Annotated in this window: 15 protein-coding genes; 5 read left to right on the forward strand and 10 right to left on the reverse strand. The window is 40.3% G+C overall.

The genetic code is table 11. The features are described from left to right. Window positions 1-247: 247 nt before the first annotated feature. Window positions 248-592, reverse strand: a complete 345-nt coding sequence (locus ACN222_RS01525) for a hypothetical protein (RefSeq protein WP_010994483.1) — start codon at window positions 590-592, stop codon at window positions 248-250. Between the two features lie 480 nt (window positions 593-1,072). On the opposite strand from ACN222_RS01525, the gene metH reads away from it, so the two are divergent. Further along, a complete protein-coding gene (gene metH, locus ACN222_RS01530) occupies window positions 1,073-4,609 on the forward strand; it encodes a methionine synthase (RefSeq protein ID WP_010994484.1) in 3,537 nt (1,178 codons plus the stop codon). Between the two features lie 201 nt (window positions 4,610-4,810). After that, window positions 4,811-5,863 (forward strand): hemolysin family protein, encoded by a 1,053-nt coding sequence (locus ACN222_RS01535; protein WP_010994485.1) that lies wholly within the window; start codon window positions 4,811-4,813, stop codon window positions 5,861-5,863. Window positions 5,864-6,119: 256 nt separating this feature from the next. On the opposite strand, the gene ACN222_RS01540 is transcribed toward ACN222_RS01535, so the two are convergent. Beyond that, entirely contained in the window at window positions 6,120-6,491 is a 372-nt protein-coding gene (locus ACN222_RS01540) for a zinc ribbon domain-containing protein (protein WP_010994487.1), read from the reverse strand. Between the two features lie 218 nt (window positions 6,492-6,709). Between ACN222_RS01540 and menD the strand changes: the two genes are divergently transcribed. Continuing rightward, on the forward strand, window positions 6,710-8,473 hold the full coding sequence (gene menD / locus ACN222_RS01545; RefSeq protein ID WP_010994488.1) for a 2-succinyl-5-enolpyruvyl-6-hydroxy-3-cyclohexene-1-carboxylic-acid synthase: 1,764 nt from the start codon (window positions 6,710-6,712) through the stop codon (window positions 8,471-8,473). A 102-nt stretch (window positions 8,474-8,575) separates the two neighbouring features. Here the strand turns inward: menD and ACN222_RS01550 are convergent, their stop codons facing one another. The 3 genes from ACN222_RS01550 to ACN222_RS01560 all read right to left on the reverse strand — a co-directional run bounded on the left by ACN222_RS01550 (window position 8,576) and on the right by ACN222_RS01560 (window position 11,362). After that, window positions 8,576-8,908 carry a hypothetical protein gene (locus ACN222_RS01550; RefSeq protein WP_010994489.1) on the reverse strand — a complete coding sequence of 111 codons (333 nt, stop codon included), beginning with the start codon at window positions 8,906-8,908 and terminating at the stop codon, window positions 8,576-8,578. Window positions 8,909-9,098: 190 nt separating this feature from the next. Continuing rightward, the gene (locus ACN222_RS01555; protein ID WP_010998598.1) at window positions 9,099-10,310 is read right to left on the reverse strand and encodes an RNA-guided endonuclease InsQ/TnpB family protein; all 1,212 of its coding nucleotides are present in this window, start codon (window positions 10,308-10,310) and stop codon (window positions 9,099-9,101) included. Window positions 10,311-10,474: 164 nt separating this feature from the next. Continuing rightward, the gene (locus tag ACN222_RS01560) at window positions 10,475-11,362 is read right to left on the reverse strand and encodes an alpha/beta fold hydrolase (RefSeq protein WP_010994492.1); all 888 of its coding nucleotides are present in this window, start codon (window positions 11,360-11,362) and stop codon (window positions 10,475-10,477) included. Window positions 11,363-11,514: 152 nt separating this feature from the next. On the opposite strand from ACN222_RS01560, the gene ACN222_RS01565 reads away from it, so the two are divergent. Together ACN222_RS01565 and ACN222_RS01570 are read left to right on the forward strand one after the other, a co-directional pair. Further along, window positions 11,515-11,826, forward strand: coding sequence for a carbon dioxide-concentrating mechanism protein CcmK (locus ACN222_RS01565; protein ID WP_010994493.1), 312 nt, complete (start codon window positions 11,515-11,517; stop codon window positions 11,824-11,826). Window positions 11,827-11,914: 88 nt separating this feature from the next. Continuing rightward, entirely contained in the window at window positions 11,915-12,268 is a 354-nt protein-coding gene (locus ACN222_RS01570; RefSeq protein ID WP_010994494.1) for a carbon dioxide-concentrating mechanism protein CcmK, read from the forward strand. A gap of 74 nt (window positions 12,269-12,342) precedes the next feature. Here the strand turns inward: ACN222_RS01570 and ACN222_RS01575 are convergent, their stop codons facing one another. The 5 genes from ACN222_RS01575 to ACN222_RS01595 form a co-directional block, all read right to left on the reverse strand. After that, window positions 12,343-12,609, reverse strand: a complete 267-nt coding sequence (locus tag ACN222_RS01575) for an NIL domain-containing protein (protein ID WP_010994495.1) — start codon at window positions 12,607-12,609, stop codon at window positions 12,343-12,345. 70 nt (window positions 12,610-12,679) lie between these two features. Further along, window positions 12,680-13,555 carry a sulfate ABC transporter permease subunit CysW gene (gene cysW, locus ACN222_RS01580; protein WP_010994496.1) on the reverse strand — a complete coding sequence of 292 codons (876 nt, stop codon included), beginning with the start codon at window positions 13,553-13,555 and terminating at the stop codon, window positions 12,680-12,682. After that, window positions 13,542-14,411, reverse strand: coding sequence for a sulfate ABC transporter permease subunit CysT (gene cysT / locus ACN222_RS01585; RefSeq protein WP_010994497.1), 870 nt, complete (start codon window positions 14,409-14,411; stop codon window positions 13,542-13,544). Before cysT ends, cysW begins: the two co-directional genes overlap by 14 nt. Window positions 14,412-14,629: 218 nt before the next feature. Beyond that, window positions 14,630-15,775 carry a sulfate ABC transporter substrate-binding protein gene (locus tag ACN222_RS01590; protein ID WP_010994498.1) on the reverse strand — a complete coding sequence of 382 codons (1,146 nt, stop codon included), beginning with the start codon at window positions 15,773-15,775 and terminating at the stop codon, window positions 14,630-14,632. Between the two features lie 370 nt (window positions 15,776-16,145). Continuing rightward, a complete protein-coding gene (locus ACN222_RS01595) occupies window positions 16,146-21,572 on the reverse strand; it encodes a trifunctional serine/threonine-protein kinase/ATP-binding protein/sensor histidine kinase (RefSeq protein ID WP_010994499.1) in 5,427 nt (1,808 codons plus the stop codon). Between the last annotated feature and the right edge of the window lie 227 nt (window positions 21,573-21,799).

Consider the following 21,799-nt stretch of genomic DNA (forward strand, 5'->3'; position numbering starts at 1 on the left):
AAGCGGTCTTTAATGACCTAGGGTGCGACGGTCTACCACTTCTTTTAATATACAAGGGTGCGTCAGTATGAATAATTATTTTGGTACAGCTAAGTTTTCTCGCACTGACGCACCCTACATTTGGGATATTTTTTTATCTGGAATTCCCTTATGACTCGCTCACGGAGTTTAAACACTCATTTACCAGTTCCTAGAAGCGGGAAGAGAAACAAGTGTAACTCCGTTGTCGCGATCGCCTTTAACGCCTTTAATCGGTAGACTCAATTAACTTGAAACCCCAAGGCTTGAGAGCTGCGATCGCTATTTCTCGATCTACGCCTTCATAAAGTTCCCATTCATGGGGGTGTTCTTTGGGGTGTCCTTCGCCGACGTTACCTGCAACTTTGATGACTGGAAAATTCGCCACGCGATCGCGCTCTAATCCTTTGGGTAGCGCTAGCTGGACTTTACGACCGATAAATTTTGACATACCAGAATTAGCCACAGATTCACGGATTAAACAAATATCACCAGCAGTACCCCAAGTAGTTTGGTAAATGTAGAGAAATGATATGTAGGTTTCTGGTTTAATTGACCTTTTGAGAACTTTCATGAACTGTAATCCTTACACAAAGAGTGAAAAATCCTATGAGTGTTGTCTATCGTTGGCTACAACTACTTTAATTTTGCAACACCAAAATCACGTTTATAGTGTTTTCTAGTCTGCTGGCGTGCCAATTTATCTGCGTCCATCTGGGGTTAAGTGTTTCTTGTTCTCATTTACTGCGTCGTGCGTATCTGTCGGGAGTTGTCATGTCAGTGGTTTTTGACCTGGTTTAATGCTCTATCCCCTTGTGGTGTATTTTTAGATGGCTATCACTATATGACGTTTTCATCGCCATCCCATAGAAACTTTTACTCAGAGAAACTTTGTTTTATGTTCGACTGTAGGCGATGATTTCCGGTCGGTAGCAGACGGAGGCTGCGTTAATGCCAATACTCAGCATACGAAACTCTGGCAATTATGGAAAATAATATATGTAAGTCGAGTATCGTAAGACTCACTTGATTTCCTCATTTCCTCTAGGAAAATATGACTCATCCTTTCCTGAAACGCCTGCACAGTCCGGAACTTCCGGTTATCGTCTTCGACGGTGCAATGGGAACTAACCTACAAACCCAAAACCTCACGGCTGAGGATTTCGGCGGTGTGCAGTATGAAGGTTGTAACGAATACCTAGTCCACACCAAACCCGAAGCTGTCGCCAAGGTTCACCGCGACTTTCTCGCTGTGGGTGCAGATGTCATCGAAACCGACACTTTCGGTGCGACATCCATTGTTTTGGCGGAATATGACTTAGCAGACCAAACATATTACCTGAACAAGAAAGCCGCCGAACTGGCGAAAAGTGTCGCTGCTGAATTTTCCACACCAGATAAACCCCGGTTTGTTGCTGGTTCCATCGGCCCCACAACCAAACTTCCCACCTTGGGACATATCGACTTTGACACTCTCAAAACTTGCTTTGCTGAACAAGCAGAAGCGCTGTTAGATGGTGGCGTGGATTTACTTTTGGTGGAGACTTGTCAAGATGTGCTGCAAATCAAAGCGGCGCTGAATGGGATAGAAGAAGTCTTTGGCAAGAGAGGGGAACGCATACCCTTGATGGTGTCCGTGACAATGGAAAGCATGGGGACAATGTTGGTCGGTTCCGAAATCAACGCCGTCCTGACAATTTTAGAACCTTTCCCAATTGACATTCTCGGTCTGAACTGTGCCACAGGCCCAGACTTGATGAAACCACATATTAAATATTTGGCTGAACATTCGCCGTTTGTGGTTTCTTGTATTCCTAACGCGGGTTTACCAGAAAACGTTGGTGGTCAAGCACATTATCGCTTAACACCAATGGAATTACGCATGGCGTTGATGCACTTTGTTGAAGATTTGGGTGTCCAAGTGATCGGGGGTTGCTGTGGGACACGTCCAGAACACATTCAACAATTAGCAGAAATTGCCAAGGATTTAAAGCCAAAGGTGAGACAGCCAAGTTTAGAACCTGCGGCTGCATCAATATATAGTACTCAACCCTACGAACAAGATAATTCTTTCTTGATTGTGGGTGAACGCCTCAACGCCAGTGGTTCCAAGAAATGCCGTGATTTGCTGAATGCGGAAGATTGGGACGGATTGGTATCAATGGCGCGATCGCAAGTCAAGGAAGGCGCACATATCCTTGATGTCAACGTTGATTATGTGGGACGGGACGGTGTGCGGGATATGCACGAACTAGTTTCCCGCATTGTGAATAATGTTACACTCCCCTTAATGCTCGACTCCACCGAATGGGAAAAGATGGAGGCGGGTTTAAAGGTGGCTGGTGGTAAGTGTTTGCTGAACTCCACCAACTACGAAGATGGGGAACCACGTTTCTTAAAAGTGTTGGAGTTGGCGAAGAAATATGGCGCGGGTGTTGTTATTGGCACAATTGACGAAGAAGGGATGGCGCGGACAGCCGAGAAAAAGTTTCAAATTGCCCAGCGTGCCTATCGTCAATCGGTAGAATATGGGATTCCCCCCACAGAAATATTCTTTGATACCTTAGCTTTACCAATTTCTACCGGGATTGAAGAAGACCGGGAAAATGGCAAGGCGACAATTGAATCAATTAGCCGTATCCGTAAAGAATTGCCAGGGTGTCATGTTATTTTAGGCGTGTCAAATATATCCTTTGGCTTAAATTCAGCCTCGCGGATGGTCTTAAACTCCGTGTTTCTCCATGAAGCAATGACTGCTGGCATGGATGCGGCGATCGTCAGTGCTAGCAAGATTCTACCACTGTCGAAGATTGAAGAGCGTCATCAAGAAGTCTGCCGCCAGTTAATTTATGACCAGCGTAAATTTGAGGGTGATATCTGCATCTATGACCCCTTAACAGAACTAACTAAATTGTTTGAGGGAGTCACCACCAAACGTAACAAAGGCGTTGATGAAAGCTTACCCATCGAAGAACGACTCAAGCGTCACATTATCGACGGCGAACGCATTGGTTTAGAAGCGCAACTGACAAAAGCCTTAGAACAATATCCACCCCTAGAAATTATCAACACTTTCCTACTAGATGGGATGAAAGTAGTCGGGGAATTGTTCGGTTCAGGACAAATGCAGCTACCTTTCGTTTTACAGTCAGCCGAAACCATGAAAGCGGCGGTAGCCTACCTAGAACCGTTCATGGAAAAATCGGAAAGTGGCAACAATGCCAAAGGTAAAGTAATTATTGCCACCGTGAAAGGCGATGTTCACGACATTGGTAAAAACCTAGTAGACATTATCTTGTCCAACAACGGCTACAAGGTAATTAACCTGGGAATTAAACAGCCGGTGGAAAATATCATCGAGGCTTACAACCAACACAAAGCTGATTGTATTGCCATGAGTGGCTTGCTGGTAAAATCCACCGCATTCATGAAAGAAAATTTGGAGGTCTTCAACGAAAAAGGCATTAATGTTCCTGTAATTTTAGGTGGTGCGGCATTAACCCCGAAATTCGTGCATAAAGATTGCCAAAATACCTACAAAGGTAAAGTCATTTATGGCAAAGATGCTTTCTCAGACCTGCATTTCATGGATAAATTAATGCCAGCCAAAGCCACTGGCAAATGGGACAATTCCTTAGGATTCTTGGATGAAGTAGAAACCGAGGAAACAGAACCTACCAATCACAAATCCCCAATCCCCAGTCCCCAATCCCCAGTCCCCAGTCCCCAGTCCCCAGTCCCTATAGACACCCGACGTTCCGAAGCTGTAGCCATAGACATTCCCCGTCCCACACCACCATTCTGGGGAACGCAATTATTACAGCCTAGCGATATTTCCTTAGAGGAAATATTCTGGCACATGGATTTGCAAGCCTTGATTGCGGGACAATGGCAATTCCGCAAACCCAAAGAACAATCAAAGGAAGAATATCAAGCTTTCTTGAATGAGAAAGTGTATCCAGTTCTAGAAACTTGGAAACAGCGCATCATTGCAGAAAACTTGTTACATCCCCAGGTAATTTATGGGTATTTTCCTTGTCAATCTGAGGGTAATACTTTATATGTTTACGAAACAAACAGCCCAAATGCCACAGAAATCACTCAGTTTGAATTCCCCCGACAAAAGTCATCAAAACGATTATGTATTGCCGATTTCTTTGCACCGAAAGATTCAGGAATCATTGATGTCTTCCCCATGCAGGCGGTGACTGTAGGCGAAATTGCTACAGAGTTCGCGCAAAAATTGTTTGCAAACAATCAATACACTGATTATCTGTATTTTCACGGTTTGGCGGTGCAAGTAGCAGAAGCCTTGGCCGAGTGGACACACGCCAGAATCCGCCGTGAGTTAGGGTTCGGTGCTGAAGAACCGGATAATATCCGGGATATTTTGGCACAACGCTATCAGGGTTCCCGGTATAGTTTTGGCTACCCAGCTTGTCCCAATATTCAAGACCAGTTTAAGCAGCTGGATTTGTTGGAGACTAGCAGAATTAACTTATACATGGATGAAAGTGAGCAACTTTATCCAGAACAGTCTACGACGGCGATTATTACTTATCACCCAGTAGCTAAGTACTTCACCGCGTAATCCCAGTTTTCTCCTCCTCCTGTGTCTACCCCATAAATGTATGAGGAGGAGAATTTGGTCAAAAATATCTGTCACTGTTATATGAAGAACCTACACTTGTCAACCCTTTCTTCTCTTTTTTGATCAGTCTGAGGAATAATAACTCATAATAAAAATAATCATTCATGAGGAGATTATCCATTCCCAATCTTGGGAAACCTTATGCTACAGCTAATAACTACCATCTTTGTTGTAATTCTAGGTTCAGCGTTGTGTTCTAGTATAGAAACGGCGCTGTTTTCTGTTTCTACCCTCAGAGTCAGACAATTAGCACAATCGAATAACCCTTCAGCTGTTGCACTTTTGGCAATTCGAGAAAAGATGAATCGGCCAATTGCAACCATTGTTATTCTCAATAACATCTTTAATATTATTGGCAGTATCGTTACAGGTGGCGTTGCTACTCAGGCTTTGGGATCGCAATGGTTGGGAATCTTTTCGGCTGTATTAACATTCTTAATCATCATCTTTGGTGAAATCATTCCCAAAACCCTGGGGGAACGGTATTGTGAGCCAATTTCCCTGTTAGCAGCCATACCTATTACTGGACTTTCTATTGTCTTTACACCTCTAGTATGGATTTTAGAAAACGTTACTGCACCGTTTTCTAAAGGGAAGAAAAGACCCACAACTAATGAGGCAGAAATTAAGCTGTTGGCAAATATTGGTCAACAAGAAGGGATCATTGAAAGTGATGAAGCAGAAATGATTCAGAGGGTGTTTAAGCTCAATGATGTAGTAGCTGCTGACCTCATGACTCCCCGAATTATGGTGACACATATTAACGGTAATTGGACGATCGCTGAGGCACAGTCCGAGATCATCGCTTCCCAACATACCCGAATTATTGTGACGGATAATTCAATTGATCAAGTCATAGGCTTCAGTTTAAAGCAGGAATTACTCACGGCGATCGTGGAAGGAAATCAAAATTACCAAGTCGCTAAACTGGTTCGTAAAGTCCGCTTCGTTCCTGAAGTCATTCATGCAGATAGACTGTTGAAAAACTTCATAGAAGCTCGTGAACATTTAGCCGTGGTGGTAGATGAATATGGTAGCGTCGCCGGTGTAGTTACTTTGGAAGATGTGTTGGAACTGATAACTGGTGAGATTGTTGATGAAACTGATAGAAATATTGATTTGCAAGAAATAGCCCGCAAAAAACGAGAGAAAATGTTGCAATCTATGACTGTTGACGGTTCATATTTGAAATAAAGCCAAAATTAAGGGTTGTAAGGCGGTGAAAAAGCAGGGGAGCGGGGAGTGTGTACTTACTCCAAAGGCGCTTATTTACCAAGTCAAAATTCAGATATTTTAGATAAGCGCATAAAATTCTCAGTGTCTGTGGGGTGGGCATTACCCAACGCCACTTGCTCCAAGCCGGGAAACCCTTCCAACCCAGTAGCTCCCCTACGTATATTGCAAAAATCAAGTATGAGTCCTATATACCCTTGTTCATCACTATCAGCTTTCATGACGTTGACAAGACTATCAAAAAACAGATGAGTAATAAACCTAGTAGAAGTAGTAAAGCTTGATTGCGTTGCATCCAACTTTTGATAGATGCACTAGGAGTATTAGCGGCTTGCTGTTCTTCTAATTGGGCGTTTCTCTCGGCTATATCTTGGTAAAGGGTACAGTCTTTAGCATAGGGACGCTTGGGAAACGTACAAGTATCGTCAGCATGGTAGGTACAGGTGTGGCATAGATAGGTGTCTTTAGCCGCACGATGTAAGGTAACGCCAGGATGACCGTAAGCTTTGAGTGTTGTACGACAGTAAGGACAGACAAGAGCCTGACTATCAACTTGCTGATGGCAGTTAGGACAAGAAATATTAGCCACGAATTAAATATCAATCATCTAAGCAAATAATCTGATTTTAACGATTAATTCCAGTTGCTAGATAGTCTGTGGATGTGGTAGGGGGTAATAGGTGATCGGTAATTGGAAAGAAGCCAATAAGGCGATACACAGCATATCTAGGTTTTGGTGGGTAATACCTACCCCACTGGGTAAAATTTCTGTACTTATGAGTTGCCACTAGTAATAGTATTACTGCTATGTCTAATTTGATGCCGATCGCCTATAAAAATATTAATCAACTTTGGGCTTATATTTTCACCGAAACACTCAAGCGGTTGGGATTGGCTTATGCCGTAATTTGCCCTGGTTCTCGTTCCACACCCTTAGCTGTGGCCTTTGCCCAACAAGCACCCAATATTGAAGCAATTTCCATACTAGATGAGCGTTCTGCCGCTTTTTTCGCCTTGGGTATAGCTAAAGCAACTAATCGTCCTGTAGCGATTGTCTGCACTTCGGGAACTGCGGGGGCAAATTTTTATCCAGCAGTCATTGAGGCTCAAGAAAGTCGTGTACCACTGTTATTATTAACCGCCGATAGACCCCCAGAACTAAGAGATTGTCACTCTGGACAAACTATAGATCAAATGAAACTCTATGGTAGTTACCCAAATTGGCAAGCAGAGTTAGCTTTACCAGTATCAGATATGGGAATGCTAGCTTATCTGCGACAAACGCTAGTTCATAGTTGGTACAGGATGCAAGCGCCAACACCGGGGCCAGTACATTTAAATATCCCCTTTCGTGACCCCCTTGCACCGATTCCTGATGGCACAGATTTGAGCTATTTACTGGCTAAGTTTCACCCAGAAGAATTTTTTGCGGGAATAACAGATACTACCCCACTCCCTCATCATTCCCCACTCTCCATTCCTCCAGAATGGTTACAATCACAGCGAGGAATCATCATTGCTGGTGTCGCTCAACCACAGCAACCACAAGAATATTGTAGAGCGATCGCCCGACTTTCCCAAACTCTACAATGGCCTGTGTTAGCTGAGGGACTTTCCCCAGTCAGAAATTACGCTGACTTCAACCCCTATTTAATTTCCACCTACGACTTGATTTTACGCAATCAACAATTAGCAACACGGCTAGCACCAGATATGGTAATTCAAATAGGTGATATGCCAACGAGTAAAGAACTGCGTAATTGGATAGACACTCACCAACCCCGACGCTGGGTAATTGATCCCAGTGACCAAAACCTCGACCCTTTGCATGGAAGGACGACCCATTTAAGAATTAGGGTGGAAGAGTTGGGATATCAGGGGGTAGAGGAAGACAAATCTTCTGTCTCAGAGTATCTACAATTGTGGTGTAATGCTGAAACCAAAGTTAGGGTCAATGTAGATGAGACTTTGGACAAGATGGAAGACTTGGTAGAGTGTAAAGCCGCCTGGTTACTTTCTCAAATGCTACCGCCAGAAACGCCCTTATTTATCGCCAACAGTATGCCGGTAAGGGATGTAGAGTTTTTCTGGAAGCCGAATAATTTAAGAGTGCGATCGCATTTTAACCGAGGCGCGAACGGTATCGATGGTACATTATCCACCGCTTTAGGAATCTCCCACCGTCAGCAAAGTAGTGTGCTAATCACAGGGGATTTAGCTTTATTACATGACACCAACGGTTTTTTAATTAGAAATAAGTTTGTTGGACATTTGACAATTATCTTAATCAACAATAATGGCGGGGGAATTTTTGAAATGTTACCCATCGCTAAATTTGAACCGCCATTTGAAGAATTTTTTGGTACGCCCCAAGATATTGATTTTGCTCAGTTATGCACCACTTATAATGTCCAGCATGAATTAATTCATTCCTGGGTGCATTTACAGCAGAGATTAAACCCACTACCAAATACAGGGATTCGAGTTTTAGAATTACGCACAAATAGAAAAATAGATGCTCAATGGCGACGTGATAATTTAAGCAATTTTGCGGCGGATAATATTATCTAACTAAGCCATTAATCACAAGGCGTAACAGTTGCCGCTTTTGTATGGTTTTCTGGATATGAGAGAATTGGTATAATTTACTTTTCAATTACCAATTACCCAATTTTAATTTGATTTAACAGCAATATCCTCAAAGTCTGCTAGTGCAAAAGCAAACTCTCGAAAAGCTGTTTTAATCAAGTCCTCTTTCATATTTCTATTTAAAGAGGTATCACGGATCATATCGGCTAACTCTATAAATAATAGAGAGAAAATAAAGCGATCTTGCCGATCAACCTGTTTTAAGCAAGCTAATATGAACTCGTACAACTCTGTTTTTCTGGGCTTGGTTTGTTCTTCCCAAATTTTCATTCCTAGACAGAAGGTTTTTAACCTGATCTCATTGATGTTGTAGGAGGTATCTTTATAGCGAACTGATACCCGTTGAGGCATTTCCATAAGTTGAAAAGATATATTTACTGTATGGTAGATATTCAACTTTATGCAGGCTCATCCGGAAATTTTTATTGTTGAAATGGCGTAAATTTCAAATATAGCTGTTGACTGTTGATGGTTGACTGTTGACAGGCTTGAAAATCTGGTTTTATCTTATAGCGTTTCCTAGTCTACTGAGTTGACACTCTCCGCCCTATAAGTGCGGAGATTCTTCATTCATAGACCCAACTTGCTCACACAAGATTTCTCCAGCATGAGTAGAGGACGAATCTCCTGAAGCGTTCGGATCATAGATCCAGGTTCCTACGTGACCCGTAGTACCCAAGGCTAGTTTCAGAATGTTAATCGCTGCGTTCCAATCTCTATCCATCACAAATCCGCATTCACAAACATGAGTTCTTGTGGATAGAGATTTTTTGACTACTGCGCCACAATTAGAGCATTGGCTTGTTGTGTACGCAGGATTAACAGCTACAGTTATCCGGCCAAATTTCACACCGAAATACTCCAACCATTTTCTGAATTGATACCAACCAGCATCATTAATAGATTTAGCGAGACAGTGATTCTTAACTAAGTTTTTAACCCTCAAATCTTCATAGGCGACCAAATCGTGAGATTGGATTACGCAACGCGCTACTCTCTTAGCGTGTTCTTCACGTTGCCTACTTATTTTGAGGTGTACTCGCCCTAATTTATTAAGGGCTTTTTTGCGATTGGTAGAGCCTTTCTGATGCCTTGAAACGCGCCTTTGTCTAAACTTTAGACGCTTCTCTCCTGTGCGATAAAACTTAGGGTTAGGTTCTGTATGTCCGTTGCTATCGGTGTAGAACTCTTTTAAACCAACATCTAAACCAATGGTTTTACCAGTCGGTTGTGTTTCTACTTTGTTATCTGCGCTAATCAGGAATTGAACATAATACCCATCGGCACGACGGACTAACCTAACTCGTTTTATCTGCTCCAATTGGTAGAAGTTTAAATTCCACGTTCCCTTTAGATTGAGTTTGCCAATACCTTTTTTGTCAGTAAAAGTGATTTGCTTTCTAGTTTCAGAAAGTGACCATCCAGAGGTTTTATATTCAACTGAACGGTTGTTTTTTTTAAACTGTGGATAACCTTTCTTACCTGGAACAGACTTTTTACAGTTGTCGTAAAAACGAGCAATAGAACTATAAGCCCGTTCGATAGAAGCTTGGCAAGCACTAGAGTTCAAAGCCTTGACAAAAGAAAACTCATGTCTGAGAACCTTACTAAGACGATATAAGTCTTTCTGCCCTACACCTCGGTTATCCATCCAAAAACGAATAGCTTTGTTGCGAACGAATTGACAGGTTCTAATCGCCTCATCAATGGCTACATATTGAGTTGTTTTGCCTTTAGCTTTAAACTCTAAAACAATCATTTTACGTGGACAAATCCTACGCAAATATTATACCATAATCAAAGCCGTCCTTCAAGGACGGGGCTTTAGACCCAGTTTCTTGGTAAAAATTTATCCGCGTACCCTGCGGGAAGACTTCTCTACGAGACGCTACCGCGAACGTCAATATCTGTGTCCATCTGCGTTTAACTACAAAAATTTAGTATATGTTGAGCCGTAATTTCTGGTTGTTCTAAATGGGGAATATGTCCACAATCTTCAATCCAAATTAGTTGACTATGGGGAATTGCTCTTTTAAATCTTTTACCGTCTTCCGTACCCAAAATCTTATCAGTATCACCCCACAAAATGAGGGTCGGCGACATAATTTCTGCCAGTTGCTTAAATCTGAAAGCTGTGTATCCACCACTTTTGGTAAAAGCAATTAAAGCTTCAGGCCAGCTAGGCATTTCTAAATGTAATGCACCACAATATAAAGCATCGACAGTGGCAAGGTTCTGATTTTTGTAAGCAGCACGAGAAACGCGATCGCGCACTTTTGGACTACGCAAAAATTGCGCGGCTAAATAATCCAACGGGGGAAACATGAATTTACTTAGCGGTGAACCCCCCCGTAAGCCAGCGCTGTCAATTAACACTAGTTTCTGCACCGCTTCTGGATAAGTCAGGGTAAAATCAATCGCGGCTGCACCCCCCATTGATGCACCAACTAAAATCACAGGTTGGTTAATCAGGGTTTTCCAAAAGGAATGTAGGTGAGTTCTAATGGCAATAGGGCTAAATTTTATCCCTGGTAGCCTTTGCGTAAATCCAAAACCCAACAAATCCACAGCCCAAGTTTCATTCTCTTTCCCTAACAGTGGCAAAAGACGACGAAATTCCAGCACCGAACTATCGAAGCCATGAATTAATAAAATTGGCGTACCACCGCCACCTTGACGTACATAGGCTGTGGTGATTGGTTGATTACTCAGGGGAGTAGCGATCGCTTGAGTGTGAATACTCTTAGCTAAGGCGATCGATTCAGATTCGGTAAGTTGCCCGACTGCGGCAGGTAAAAAACTTGGAAACATGAATTTTAGTTTACCAGAAGCAGGGGTATGAGGAATTGGTCAATCCCCAATTCCCAACCCCCACAAAAGAAATTTCCCCCTCATCATCACAATGGTGTCTAAAGCCACGTACAATTAATATCACTTAACTTTTTTTATCAGGAGCTAATGCCATGCCAATGGCGGTTGGCGTAATCGAAACTTTAGGATTTCCGGCTGTGCTAGCGGCAGCAGATGCAATGGTAAAATCTGCCGCAGTCACCATTGTTTATTATGGTCAAGCGGAGAGCGCCCGCTTGTTAGTTGCTGTGAGGGGACACGTTGCAGAAGTAAGACGAGCTGTTGAGGCGGGAATTGAGGCTGGTGAGCAAGCATACGGTGGTGAAGTCATCACCCACTATATAGTTCCCAATCCTCCCGAAAATGTGGTAGATATTCTCCCCATTCACTTTACTGAAGAATCAGAACCTTTTCGGATGTTCTAAGCAATTGTGTCATCAAAATATGTAGCAAAGCTTCATACAATGAACTGGTGCGCTCCATAAATTTATTATTCATACAGGAGATTATTAAATGTCGTCACTACAGGCAATAGGAGCATTAGAGACTAAGGGATTTCCGGCTGTGTTAGCAGCAGCAGATGCTATGGTCAAAGCTGGCCGTGTCACCCTTGTGGGTTATATCCGAGTTGGTAGCGCTCGTTTTACAGTCAATATCCGTGGGGATGTTTCGGAAGTTAAGACAGCGATGGCGGCTGGTGTGGAAGCGGCACAAAATGTTTATGGTGGTACATTAGAGTCCTGGGTGATTATTCCTCGCCCTCATGAAAACGTTGAAGCAGTCCTACCCATAGGTTATACAGATGCTGTTCAACAATATCGAGATTCTGTAGAAAATCCCATTATCCGTTCATCCAACAGACGATAAATAATACGAATTCAAAATTAAAGCAAAACCCCGGTTTCTCAACGAAATCGGGGTTTTTAGATTGAACATTATTTTTACCAACCACCAACTTTAGTCTCATCCCAGACTTCTAGTTCCAATTCCTGTAGATAGTTCAGTCCACTTTGGATTTGTGTATTTGTACCTTGTAAATCCAAATCAAACCAGCCATCTCCAACAGCATTGGCTCCTAAAATTGCCGCAGCGATGTTTACTGTCAGACCATATTCCGAAACTAGCCGAGAAATCACGGGTTCCTGGTGATAGTCTTTAGGAATCCGTAAGCGAATCCTTTTATTGGTAAGTGTGTTGTCACTAGCCATATATAAACCATTGGTTGATTTTTACTGAAGATTAGGGTGTTGGCTAATAATAAGTATCACCAATTCCCAATTAATCCACATCTTTAATGCGAGTTTTGCGTTCTACAATTTCTTTCAATACTAGGGTAACTACTGCTAGTAGTGCTAAAAGTACCGCCGCAGAAAAAGCTGCTTCTGTTTCATACTGTTTATAAGCTTCCTCTACAAACAATGGCAAACTCTGGGTTTTATTAGCGATATTTCCTGAGACTACGGAGACTGCACCAAATTCACCCATTGCTCTAGCATTGGTCAAAATTACACCATATAGCAAGCCCCAGCGAATCCCCGGTAGGGTAACGCGCCAAAATGTCTGCCATTCATTTGCACCCAAAGTTTTAGCGGCTTCTTCCTGGTCTTTACCAAATTCCTCTAAAACAGGAATTACTTCACGGGCGACAAAAGGCATACTCACAAATGCTGTGGCTAAAACCATCCCCGGAAAGGCAAAGATAATTCTGATGTCATTGGCCTCAAGTAAAGTCCCAAACCAGCCATTGCGTCCATAAAGCAGCACCAGCATCAAGCCAGCAACTACGGGCGAAATAGAGAAGGGTAAGTCAATAATACTTAAAACTAAAGCACGTCCAGGGAATTTATGACGAGCGATCGCCCAAGCTGCACATAAACCAAATACTGTATTTAAAGGTACGGCAATTAATGCCAACAATACAGTTAATCTGGCAGCACTAAGAAAGTCGCTATGGGTGAGGTTCTCCAAAAATGGCCCCACTCCTTTACTGAAAGCTTGGACAAAAACGTTGATTGCCGGGATATATTGAATTAACGCTAAATAGGCGATCGCTACAAAAATTAAAATTGTGGGAACCCAACTCTTCTTTTGTGGCGGTTTAATTTTACCCGTATCAGTCCCAGATGAGTGCGGTTTCGGCTCACTTATTGTCATATCTTCTCGCCCACCCTTGTAACAGATTAATTCCTAATAGCAATACCAAAGAAATCGTCAGTAAGACTACACCAATTACTGTTGCGCCTGAATAGTCGTACTGCTCCAATCTCTGGAAAATCAATACAGGCGCAATCAAATCTTGAAAGGGCGTGTTAGAAGCAATAATTACAGTCGAGCCATACTCACCAACAGCACGAGAGAAGCCCAAAGCCACACCAGTTAAAATCGAGGGCAACAAAGGTGGTAGTATCACTTTCGAGAAAGTTTGCCACTGAGAAGCACCCAAAGACCAAGCTGCTTCTTCAACATCATGCTCCATCTCTTGCAGTACAGGTTGCACTGTCCTGACTACAAACGGTAAGGAAATAAATACCATCGCTACCCAGACACCCAAACGGGTGAATGATACCTTAATCCCCAGTGGCGCTAACAAAGAACCAATCCAGCCATTATCACTGTAAACTGTTGCCAATGTTAAGCCCGCTACCGAAGTTGGCAACGCAAAGGGTAAATCTACGGTAGCGTCTATTATTCTTTTAAGCGGGAAGTCATAGCGTACCAACACCCACGCAATCAATGTACCAAATACGCCGTTGAGTAAAGCGGCAAGTAACGAAGTCACAAAAGTAACATTATATGTTGCTAATGCCAGTTCACTAGTAGCTATTTCCCAAAACCTAGCAGGTGGTTCTGTACTGGCTTTAAGAAACATGGCAATTATCGGCACAAATAACATTACCGTTAGATACCCAATAGTAATTCGCCATGTCCAAGGCAAATTCACCACTTTATGAATAAACACTTTCCAGCTAGAAGTTTTAATGTCAACTTCCGTAGTAGGAGATAAAGTCATAAAAAATTCAAAATGAAAAAAACACAGAATATTCAGCCTGATGTGCTGTTAATTGGTAATTGCTCAAAAATTTTACCTATAGCATTACTATTTGATTTTTGAGCTATGTGTCAGAGGATCATTGCCAAAAGTATCAGACTGTTGGTGGGCATCGCCCACCACAAATACTTAAGTATCTATAATCATCACATTAAATTCCTCTATTACCCATTACCTATTTACCGATTATTTTTAGCTTGAATTTGGTCAAAAACACCACCATCAGTAAAGAATTTTGTCTCAATTGTTGCCCAGCCACCTAAGTCTTGAACAGTACCCAGAGTATTTACTTTGGGAAACTTATCTGTTACTTCTTTCGTTTGAGCAACTTTTTCATCTACTGGTCGAAAACCTAATTTCACAAACTCTTCTTGTGCTTCTGGAGTATATAAGAATTTGACAAACCCTTCGGCTACTTCTCTATTACCATGCTTATCAACATTCTTATCTACGACAGCGATAGGATTATCAATAGAAATATTCACACTAGGAATTACATAATCCAACTTTTCACCTTTTTGCTGTGCCAAAATGACTTCATTTTCGTAATTGATAAGAGCGTCTCCTTGGCCTTGTTTGGCAAATGCATCAGTTGCTTCCCGTGCATCTTTTGTTAAAATTGGCACGTTTCCATAAACCTTAGTCACAAATTCTGTTGCCTTAGCTTCATCACCACCAGTTTTGATCACGGAGTTCCACAAAGCTAAGAAGTTCCAGCGAGCAATACCTGATGTTTTAGGATCGGCAGTAATTACTTTAACATCGTCCTTAGCCAAATCTGCCCATGTTTTGATATCTTTGGGGTTACCTGGACGGATAATGATTGCTGCTACGGATTTGGACACAATTCCATTATTAGGAAGTTCTTTTTCCCATCCTGGCTGAATTAACCCTGCTTTCTCAATTTTTTGCGTATCTAAAGCCAGTGCCAAGTGGACAACATCTGCGTCTAAACCATCGATAACAGCACGGGTTTGAGAACCAGAACCGCCATAACTCTGTCTAAATGTGACAGTTTGGTTATGTTCTTGCTTCCATTTTTCTACAAATTTAGGAATAATTGCCTCGTGTGCTGCCTTGGTAACAGCAAAGGACACCAGAGTTAATTCCACATTTGGTTTGTTAGCCGCAACAGGGCTAGCAATGGGGTTTTCGGTGGAAGTATTATTGTCATTACCACCTGTGCAGGCGGCAAGCGCCACACTCAAAACAGCCCCAACTAATACCAGCGACACAAAGCTTTTCAAGGAGTTAAATCTGAACCTATGTTTCCTCTGCTCCGCTAGCAACCACAATTTTTTCGGGGAACGCTGCCACTCACTCATTTGGATCTCCTCAGCACAAATCTACAGTTAATTGGTAGGAATACTGTTATTACAGTTTAAGGGTATTTAGGCAAATAAACAATAAGGGAACTTCATATTCTCTATCGAGAATATGGAGAATAGAGAAATTTTACCAGTTTGCTTGACAAACTTTTAATCACATCTAGCTACTTTATGATGCAGGTAGCCCGATAGTAGATAGCTGATGATGGCAAAATATCTATCAACCTAAGTAGCGATATTCTATTACTCTCGCTAAATAAAAATTCATAATCCTTGATTGTGAAGGCTTTGATAAATCATAAATTTTTACCCCAATTACCAGTTACCAAATCCAGAAACAGTCAGACAAAAGCTCTATTACTGAAAATTATCTCGAAGAGATTGGCAGTTTCACAATAAAAGTTGTCTCATCTGTTAATGATGACAGACACTCCAAACTTCCTTGATGTTTTTCTACAATCTGGTAACTTATTGATAAACCCAAACCAGTACCTTTACCAACTGGCTTAGTAGTAAAAAACGGGTCAAATATTTTGCTTATAATATTACTATCTATGCCAATCCCATTATCAGTCACGCGAATAACTGCTTGTTGAGTATCATCTACAATTGTACTAATCCGAATTTTTGGACTAAAACTTATTGCTTGACCGTGATATGATTTAGACTTATTTTTTCTTTCTGATAGGGCATCAATAGAGTTAGTAAGCAGATGCAGGAAAACTTGATTTATTTGACTAGCATCACAGGTAATTTTAGGTAAGTCACCGTATTGTTTGATAATTTCAATATCTGGTAGCCTTTGCTGCAAAATCATGAGTGTATTATCGATACCTTCATGAATATCAACTTCTTTAATTGCTGACTCATCTAAGCGTGAGAAGTTACGCAAGGATATAACTATATCACGAATACGTTCTGCTCCGTTTTTCATCGAAGTGAGCAGCTTGGGCATATCGTCTTTGATAAAGTCTATATCATATTCATCCGCTATTTCCAAAATTGTTTCTTGAGAGTCTGGGTACTCTGCTTGATAAAAATCGATAATATCTAGTAGGGATTTACTATAATCTTTGATGTGAGTTACATTACCATAAATGAAATTGATAGGATTATTAATTTCATGAGCTACACCTGCTACTAATTGTCCTAGTGAAGACATTTTTTCATTATGAATTAATTGAGCTTGTGTGCGTTGTAGCTCCCCAAGAATATTTTGTAGTTGATAATTTTTGTCCTCTAGTTCTTGGGTTCGTTCTTGAACCCGCGCTTCTAATGTTAAATATAACCGCGTATTTTCTAGAGAAATAGCGGCCTGTGCTGATAAAATTTGTAATACTTCTAGTCTATCCTCAGTAAAAGCATGACTAGTGAGATTATTTTCTAAATATAGAATTCCCGTCAGCTTTCCTTGCGAAATAATTGGTGATGCAAGTATTGATTTTGGTCGATAATTGATAATATAAGGATCTTTATTGAAATCTTCAGCATGAGACACATCATCCAAAACCAGAGGTGTCTGAGTTCTTTTTACATAATTAATTACAGACGCTGGTAATACTTGACTATTGGTAATGGGTATAGCTTGTAATGTTGTAATAATGCCTTCCTCTATTAATGAGCCTTCAATAACTAAGGTTTCATCTTTTTGAGCGATAAAAAACACCTTCTGCGCCCCTGCATTTTCCTTGGCTAAACACATAAGTTTTTCTAGTAATTTTTCTAATACTATTTCGCTACTTAGTGCTTGAGACGCTTTGATTACTGTGGAAATATCTAGAGATAGATTTCTTGTGGAAGTTGTAGCTCCTCTAGTAAGAGTAATATGTGATTGGATTAGTGTCCCAGTTCTTGTGAGTAAATCAGAATAACGTTTTTCTAAGTCTTTGGCTTTGGCGATCGCCCCCCAACTTATATAATTATAATGAGCTTCATCCATATAGCTTTTAGCTAGCTTTGTCCTACCCAATTGTGAGTAAAATATAGCAGCTAGTTCATTAGCGATCGCCATCTCTTGGATATAACCCTGTTCTTGGGCAAGAATAATAGCACGGTCATAATAATCCATAGCTTGGTATTTTTTGCCCTGAATTTTACATATTTCTGCTTCTACTAAATAGAATTTATGTAAAAAATTCATTGGAGCAAATTCCGCCCATTTTCGCATCTTTTCTTGGTTATCTTGTACTTGTGCAAGTATATGTTTTTGACCAGATTCTGCTTCACAAGGATAAATTGCTAATTGTGTCAGCGAATCATAAAAGTAGAAGATAGGAACCACAAATTGTGCCGTAGCACTACTAATATTTTGAGCCGCTATACCTGAATGAATCCTGGCTTGCTCATGCTGACCAAATAGATAATTCAGAATAGTTTTGTATAAATGAAAATAGTAAATTCCTAAGTAGTCATTAACAATTTCATATTGTGCAAGAAATTCCTGTTCATTATAATTTTCACTCATTAAAGAACAAGCATCTTGAGAGTTATCCATCAAGTTTGAAACAACTTGATAAAGCATATATTGATGACTCAGTGGCTGTTCTTGTTTTGTTTGACGAATAGCACAGTTAGCATTTTCTATTTTCTGCTTGAGATTATTTAGTTCCTCACCTTGCCAATATAAAGAACAACACCCAAATTGGTAAAACCATGCTGTATATTCTAAATCTCCACCCTCAAGACTGTATTTTGCTCCCATTTTAGAAAATTGTAGAGTTTCTCTAAGATGGGTTTTCCAATGAAAAATAAAGTTGCTCACATAAAATAAAATCTTGCCCTTGATAAATGGGCTTAAATCTGCTGTTAAATTTAGTGCTACTTTGCCTAATTCATAACCTAATTCGCTATCATTAATTACACCGCACAAAATCAGTGCATAAGCTGCATAAGCTATGGGAGAAGAAGCAGAGTTTCCATAGAGTAAAGATAATTTTACTCGTGACAAGTTAATCAGCAGCATCAGCTTGGGAGAGACTGAATAAGCAGCAGTGGAAATTGTATCTAAAATTTCCATAGCAGCCAACGAGTTGACATCAGTCATCTCAGGTAGGTGCAGCAAACCTTGAATGTTATTTCTAGGAATTAAGGAATTAGTTTCTAATAGTACTTGATTAACAAAATCATCAGTCGGCTCTTCCGGAAAATCAATTTCTAGCTGATTGAGTAAATTCAAGCCAAGGCTCAAGGCTTCTTGCAACTGTTTTTGAGCTATAGCTGTTAGAATTTTGAGATTATAAACTTTGATTTTATCTTGTAAGTTATGAGCATTGCCAATCACAACATTTGCTAAATTCTGCATTTTATTAAACTGTCCACAGAGATAAGCTGCTTCTGCTGCTTCTTGGTATAGATTCAAGACAGTTTCGTATTTAGTTAACCATGATGATTCACCTATAAGTTTTATAGCCACCATGAAATAACTAAGAGCAGGTTCATAGGCCGTTGCTTGTTGTGATTTACGTCCAGCGATTAAATTTAATTCTACGAGTTTATTTTTTTCTGAATCTTCAATAACAAGATCAACACTCTTATTGAACTGATTCACAATATCAAAAACATTGCTTTCTATATCTTTGGGTTGCGTATTTTGAAGCAGTAAGCGACCTATTTTGATGTGAGTATCTTTCTTTTGATTTTGAGGAATTAACGAATATGCAGCTTGTTGTACTCTATCATGTAAAAATTTATAGAGTATTTGTTTACTATCAAATGAAATATCATCTTGAGAGTGAAATAGTAGCGGTATACGGTATGTTTCATTTAACGGTAAAATTAGACTAGATTGCAGAGCATCATCAAGCTCATTTGCAGTATCAAATACTGATTTTTGATTTACTAATGACAGTACATGAAGGTTGAATTTATCGCCAATACAAGCTGCTAGCTGCAATATTTTTTGGGTTTTTTCTGGCAATAACTGAATACGACTGGAGACTAATTCAACTACACTCTTATCAGAAACACCAACAGTAATAATTTTCTCAATTTCCCACTGCCATTTCTGTGTAGTAAAATCGAATATAAGTAGTGATTCTTGATACAATGCTTTGAGTAGCTGATTGATAAAGAAAGGATTTCCCGCAGTTTTGTTAAAAATGAGTGTAGTTAAAGGATAGCATCGGGTAGTATTATCATTTAAGGTGTCTTGAACAAAATGAACTACATTAGCTATATCTAACGGTTGTAGCTCAATATTATTAACAACAGTTCCAGATTTTTTAATTTCCTCAATAGTGTTAATCAGAGGATGAAGTTTATTAACTTCATTATTACGATATGCTCCAATTATTAGTAAATATTTAATTGTCTGGTCACAAATCAAAGACTCCATCAAGTTTAATGTTGCCGAATCTGCCCATTGTAAATCGTCTAAAAATATAACTAATGGATGTTCGCAACAGCAAAAGACTTGAATAAATCTTTGAAAAATTTGATTAAATCTATTCTGTGATTCATGAGAACTTAGTTGAGGAATTTCTGGTTGCTTACCAATAATTAATTCGGCTTCTGGGATAACATCAATAATGACTTTTCCATTACTACCAACGGCTTGCAGTATGCTGCTGCGCCACATTTCTAGTCTTTCTGTGGATTCTGTTAAAAGTTGGCGCATTAAGGAAGAAAAAGCTTGAACGAGGGATAAATAAGGTATATCTCGCTTGAACTGATCAAACTTACCACTAATAAAATATCCCTTAACTTGAGTAATGGGCTTGTTAACTTCATTGATAACGGAAGTTTTACCAATACCGGAGTAACCGGATACTAATGTTAACTCACTGTTACCACGGCTAACTCGTGCGAATGAAAGGAGTAGTTGTTCAACTTGGGTTTCTCTGCCGTATAACTTTTGGGGAATAATGAGCTGAGAGAAAACATCTAGACGACCTGGAGTAAAATCGGCGATCGCTCCTGTATGATTAAGCTGTTCTAAACATTGTTCTAAATCAACCAATAATCCCTGTGCAGAGTAGTATCTATCTTCTGCATTTTTAGCCATTAGCTTATGGACGATACCAACAACAGCATTGGGTATGTTTGCTGCTAGCTGCTGTATGGGTGTTGCTTCCTTGGCAATATGAGCGTGTACTAATTCCAAGGGTTCACTGCTGTTAAACGGTAATTGTCCCGTCAGCATTTCGTAAAGTGTAATTCCCAATGAATAGAAGTCGCTACGGTAATCTAGGTTACGGTTCATCCGTCCTGTTTGTTCTGGCGACATATAAGCTAGTGTTCCTTCTAGCTGGTTGGGGTTGATAAGTTGTGGCGTTTCCTTTTTTAAACGGGAAGCAATGCTGAAATCAGTGAGTTTAATAATTAAGCTAGGCTCTACTTCTGGCGTTTTTTGTAACTCGTTGTCTAAATTTTTAATAATGATATTGCCAGGTTTAATATCTTTATGAATAATTTTATTGTCGTGAATGTGGACTAAAGCACGGGTGATGGCGATGGCAACTTGGAGAGTTAGCTGCAAAGAAGGCTGATGGGTATAAAGATACTGTTTGAGGCTAATACCACCAAAATCTTCAAATACTAGTACTAATCGTTTGTGATGAGTTTCCAAACTGATAACCTTGACAATATTTGGATGGTCAAGGTTAGTAGAGATAGAATATTCGTGTTTAAATCTGACAATTGCTTCTAGAGAAAAGTAATTATCTATTAAAACTTTAAGAATCGTGGGAGTGTTACCATCCACTTTTGTAGCGCGGTAGATGTTAGTGTTGGTTCCAGAATGGGTAAGTTCTAAAATTCTGTAACCAGAAACTTGAACATTATGGGAAATTACCACGGTCTTCTTCCTAGATTCAAATTACTGTTATGCTTAAGCTGCTCTTGCTTTAACTTGCACGTCTTTTCGCATTGGATATTGACATTTGACGGTTGGCTGTCAACCGTCAAATGTCAAAAAACCATACAAGTGACTATGTAATTTAAAAGCGTAATAGCTTATCCTCAATGAGTTTTGAGAAATTAATCTCTAATGCTCAATAATGATTTAATGCAATGTACAACGTT

This window comes from Anabaena sp. FACHB-595 (genome assembly GCF_048568275.1).
Classification (GTDB): domain Bacteria; phylum Cyanobacteriota; class Cyanobacteriia; order Cyanobacteriales; family Nostocaceae; genus Trichormus.

Bases quoted from the DNA above. Each gene is read 5' to 3' on its own strand.
- ACN222_RS01525 (WP_010994483.1), bottom strand. From the start codon at position 592: ATGAAAGTTCTCAAAAGGTCAATTAAACCAGAAACCTACATATCATTT.
- metH (WP_010994484.1), top strand. From the start codon at position 1,073: ATGACTCATCCTTTCCTGAAACGCCTGCACAGTCCGGAACTTCCGGTT.
- ACN222_RS01535 (WP_010994485.1), top strand. From the start codon at position 4,811: ATGCTACAGCTAATAACTACCATCTTTGTTGTAATTCTAGGTTCAGCG.
- menD (WP_010994488.1), top strand. From the start codon at position 6,710: ATGTCTAATTTGATGCCGATCGCCTATAAAAATATTAATCAACTTTGG.
- ACN222_RS01550 (WP_010994489.1), bottom strand. From the start codon at position 8,908: ATGGAAATGCCTCAACGGGTATCAGTTCGCTATAAAGATACCTCCTAC.
- ACN222_RS01555 (WP_010998598.1), bottom strand. From the start codon at position 10,310: ATGATTGTTTTAGAGTTTAAAGCTAAAGGCAAAACAACTCAATATGTA.
- ACN222_RS01560 (WP_010994492.1), bottom strand. From the start codon at position 11,362: ATGTTTCCAAGTTTTTTACCTGCCGCAGTCGGGCAACTTACCGAATCT.
- ACN222_RS01565 (WP_010994493.1), top strand. From the start codon at position 11,515: ATGCCAATGGCGGTTGGCGTAATCGAAACTTTAGGATTTCCGGCTGTG.
- ACN222_RS01570 (WP_010994494.1), top strand. From the start codon at position 11,915: ATGTCGTCACTACAGGCAATAGGAGCATTAGAGACTAAGGGATTTCCG.
- ACN222_RS01575 (WP_010994495.1), bottom strand. From the start codon at position 12,609: ATGGCTAGTGACAACACACTTACCAATAAAAGGATTCGCTTACGGATT.
- cysW (WP_010994496.1), bottom strand. From the start codon at position 13,555: ATGACAATAAGTGAGCCGAAACCGCACTCATCTGGGACTGATACGGGT.
- cysT (WP_010994497.1), bottom strand. From the start codon at position 14,411: ATGACTTTATCTCCTACTACGGAAGTTGACATTAAAACTTCTAGCTGG.
- ACN222_RS01590 (WP_010994498.1), bottom strand. From the start codon at position 15,775: ATGAGTGAGTGGCAGCGTTCCCCGAAAAAATTGTGGTTGCTAGCGGAG.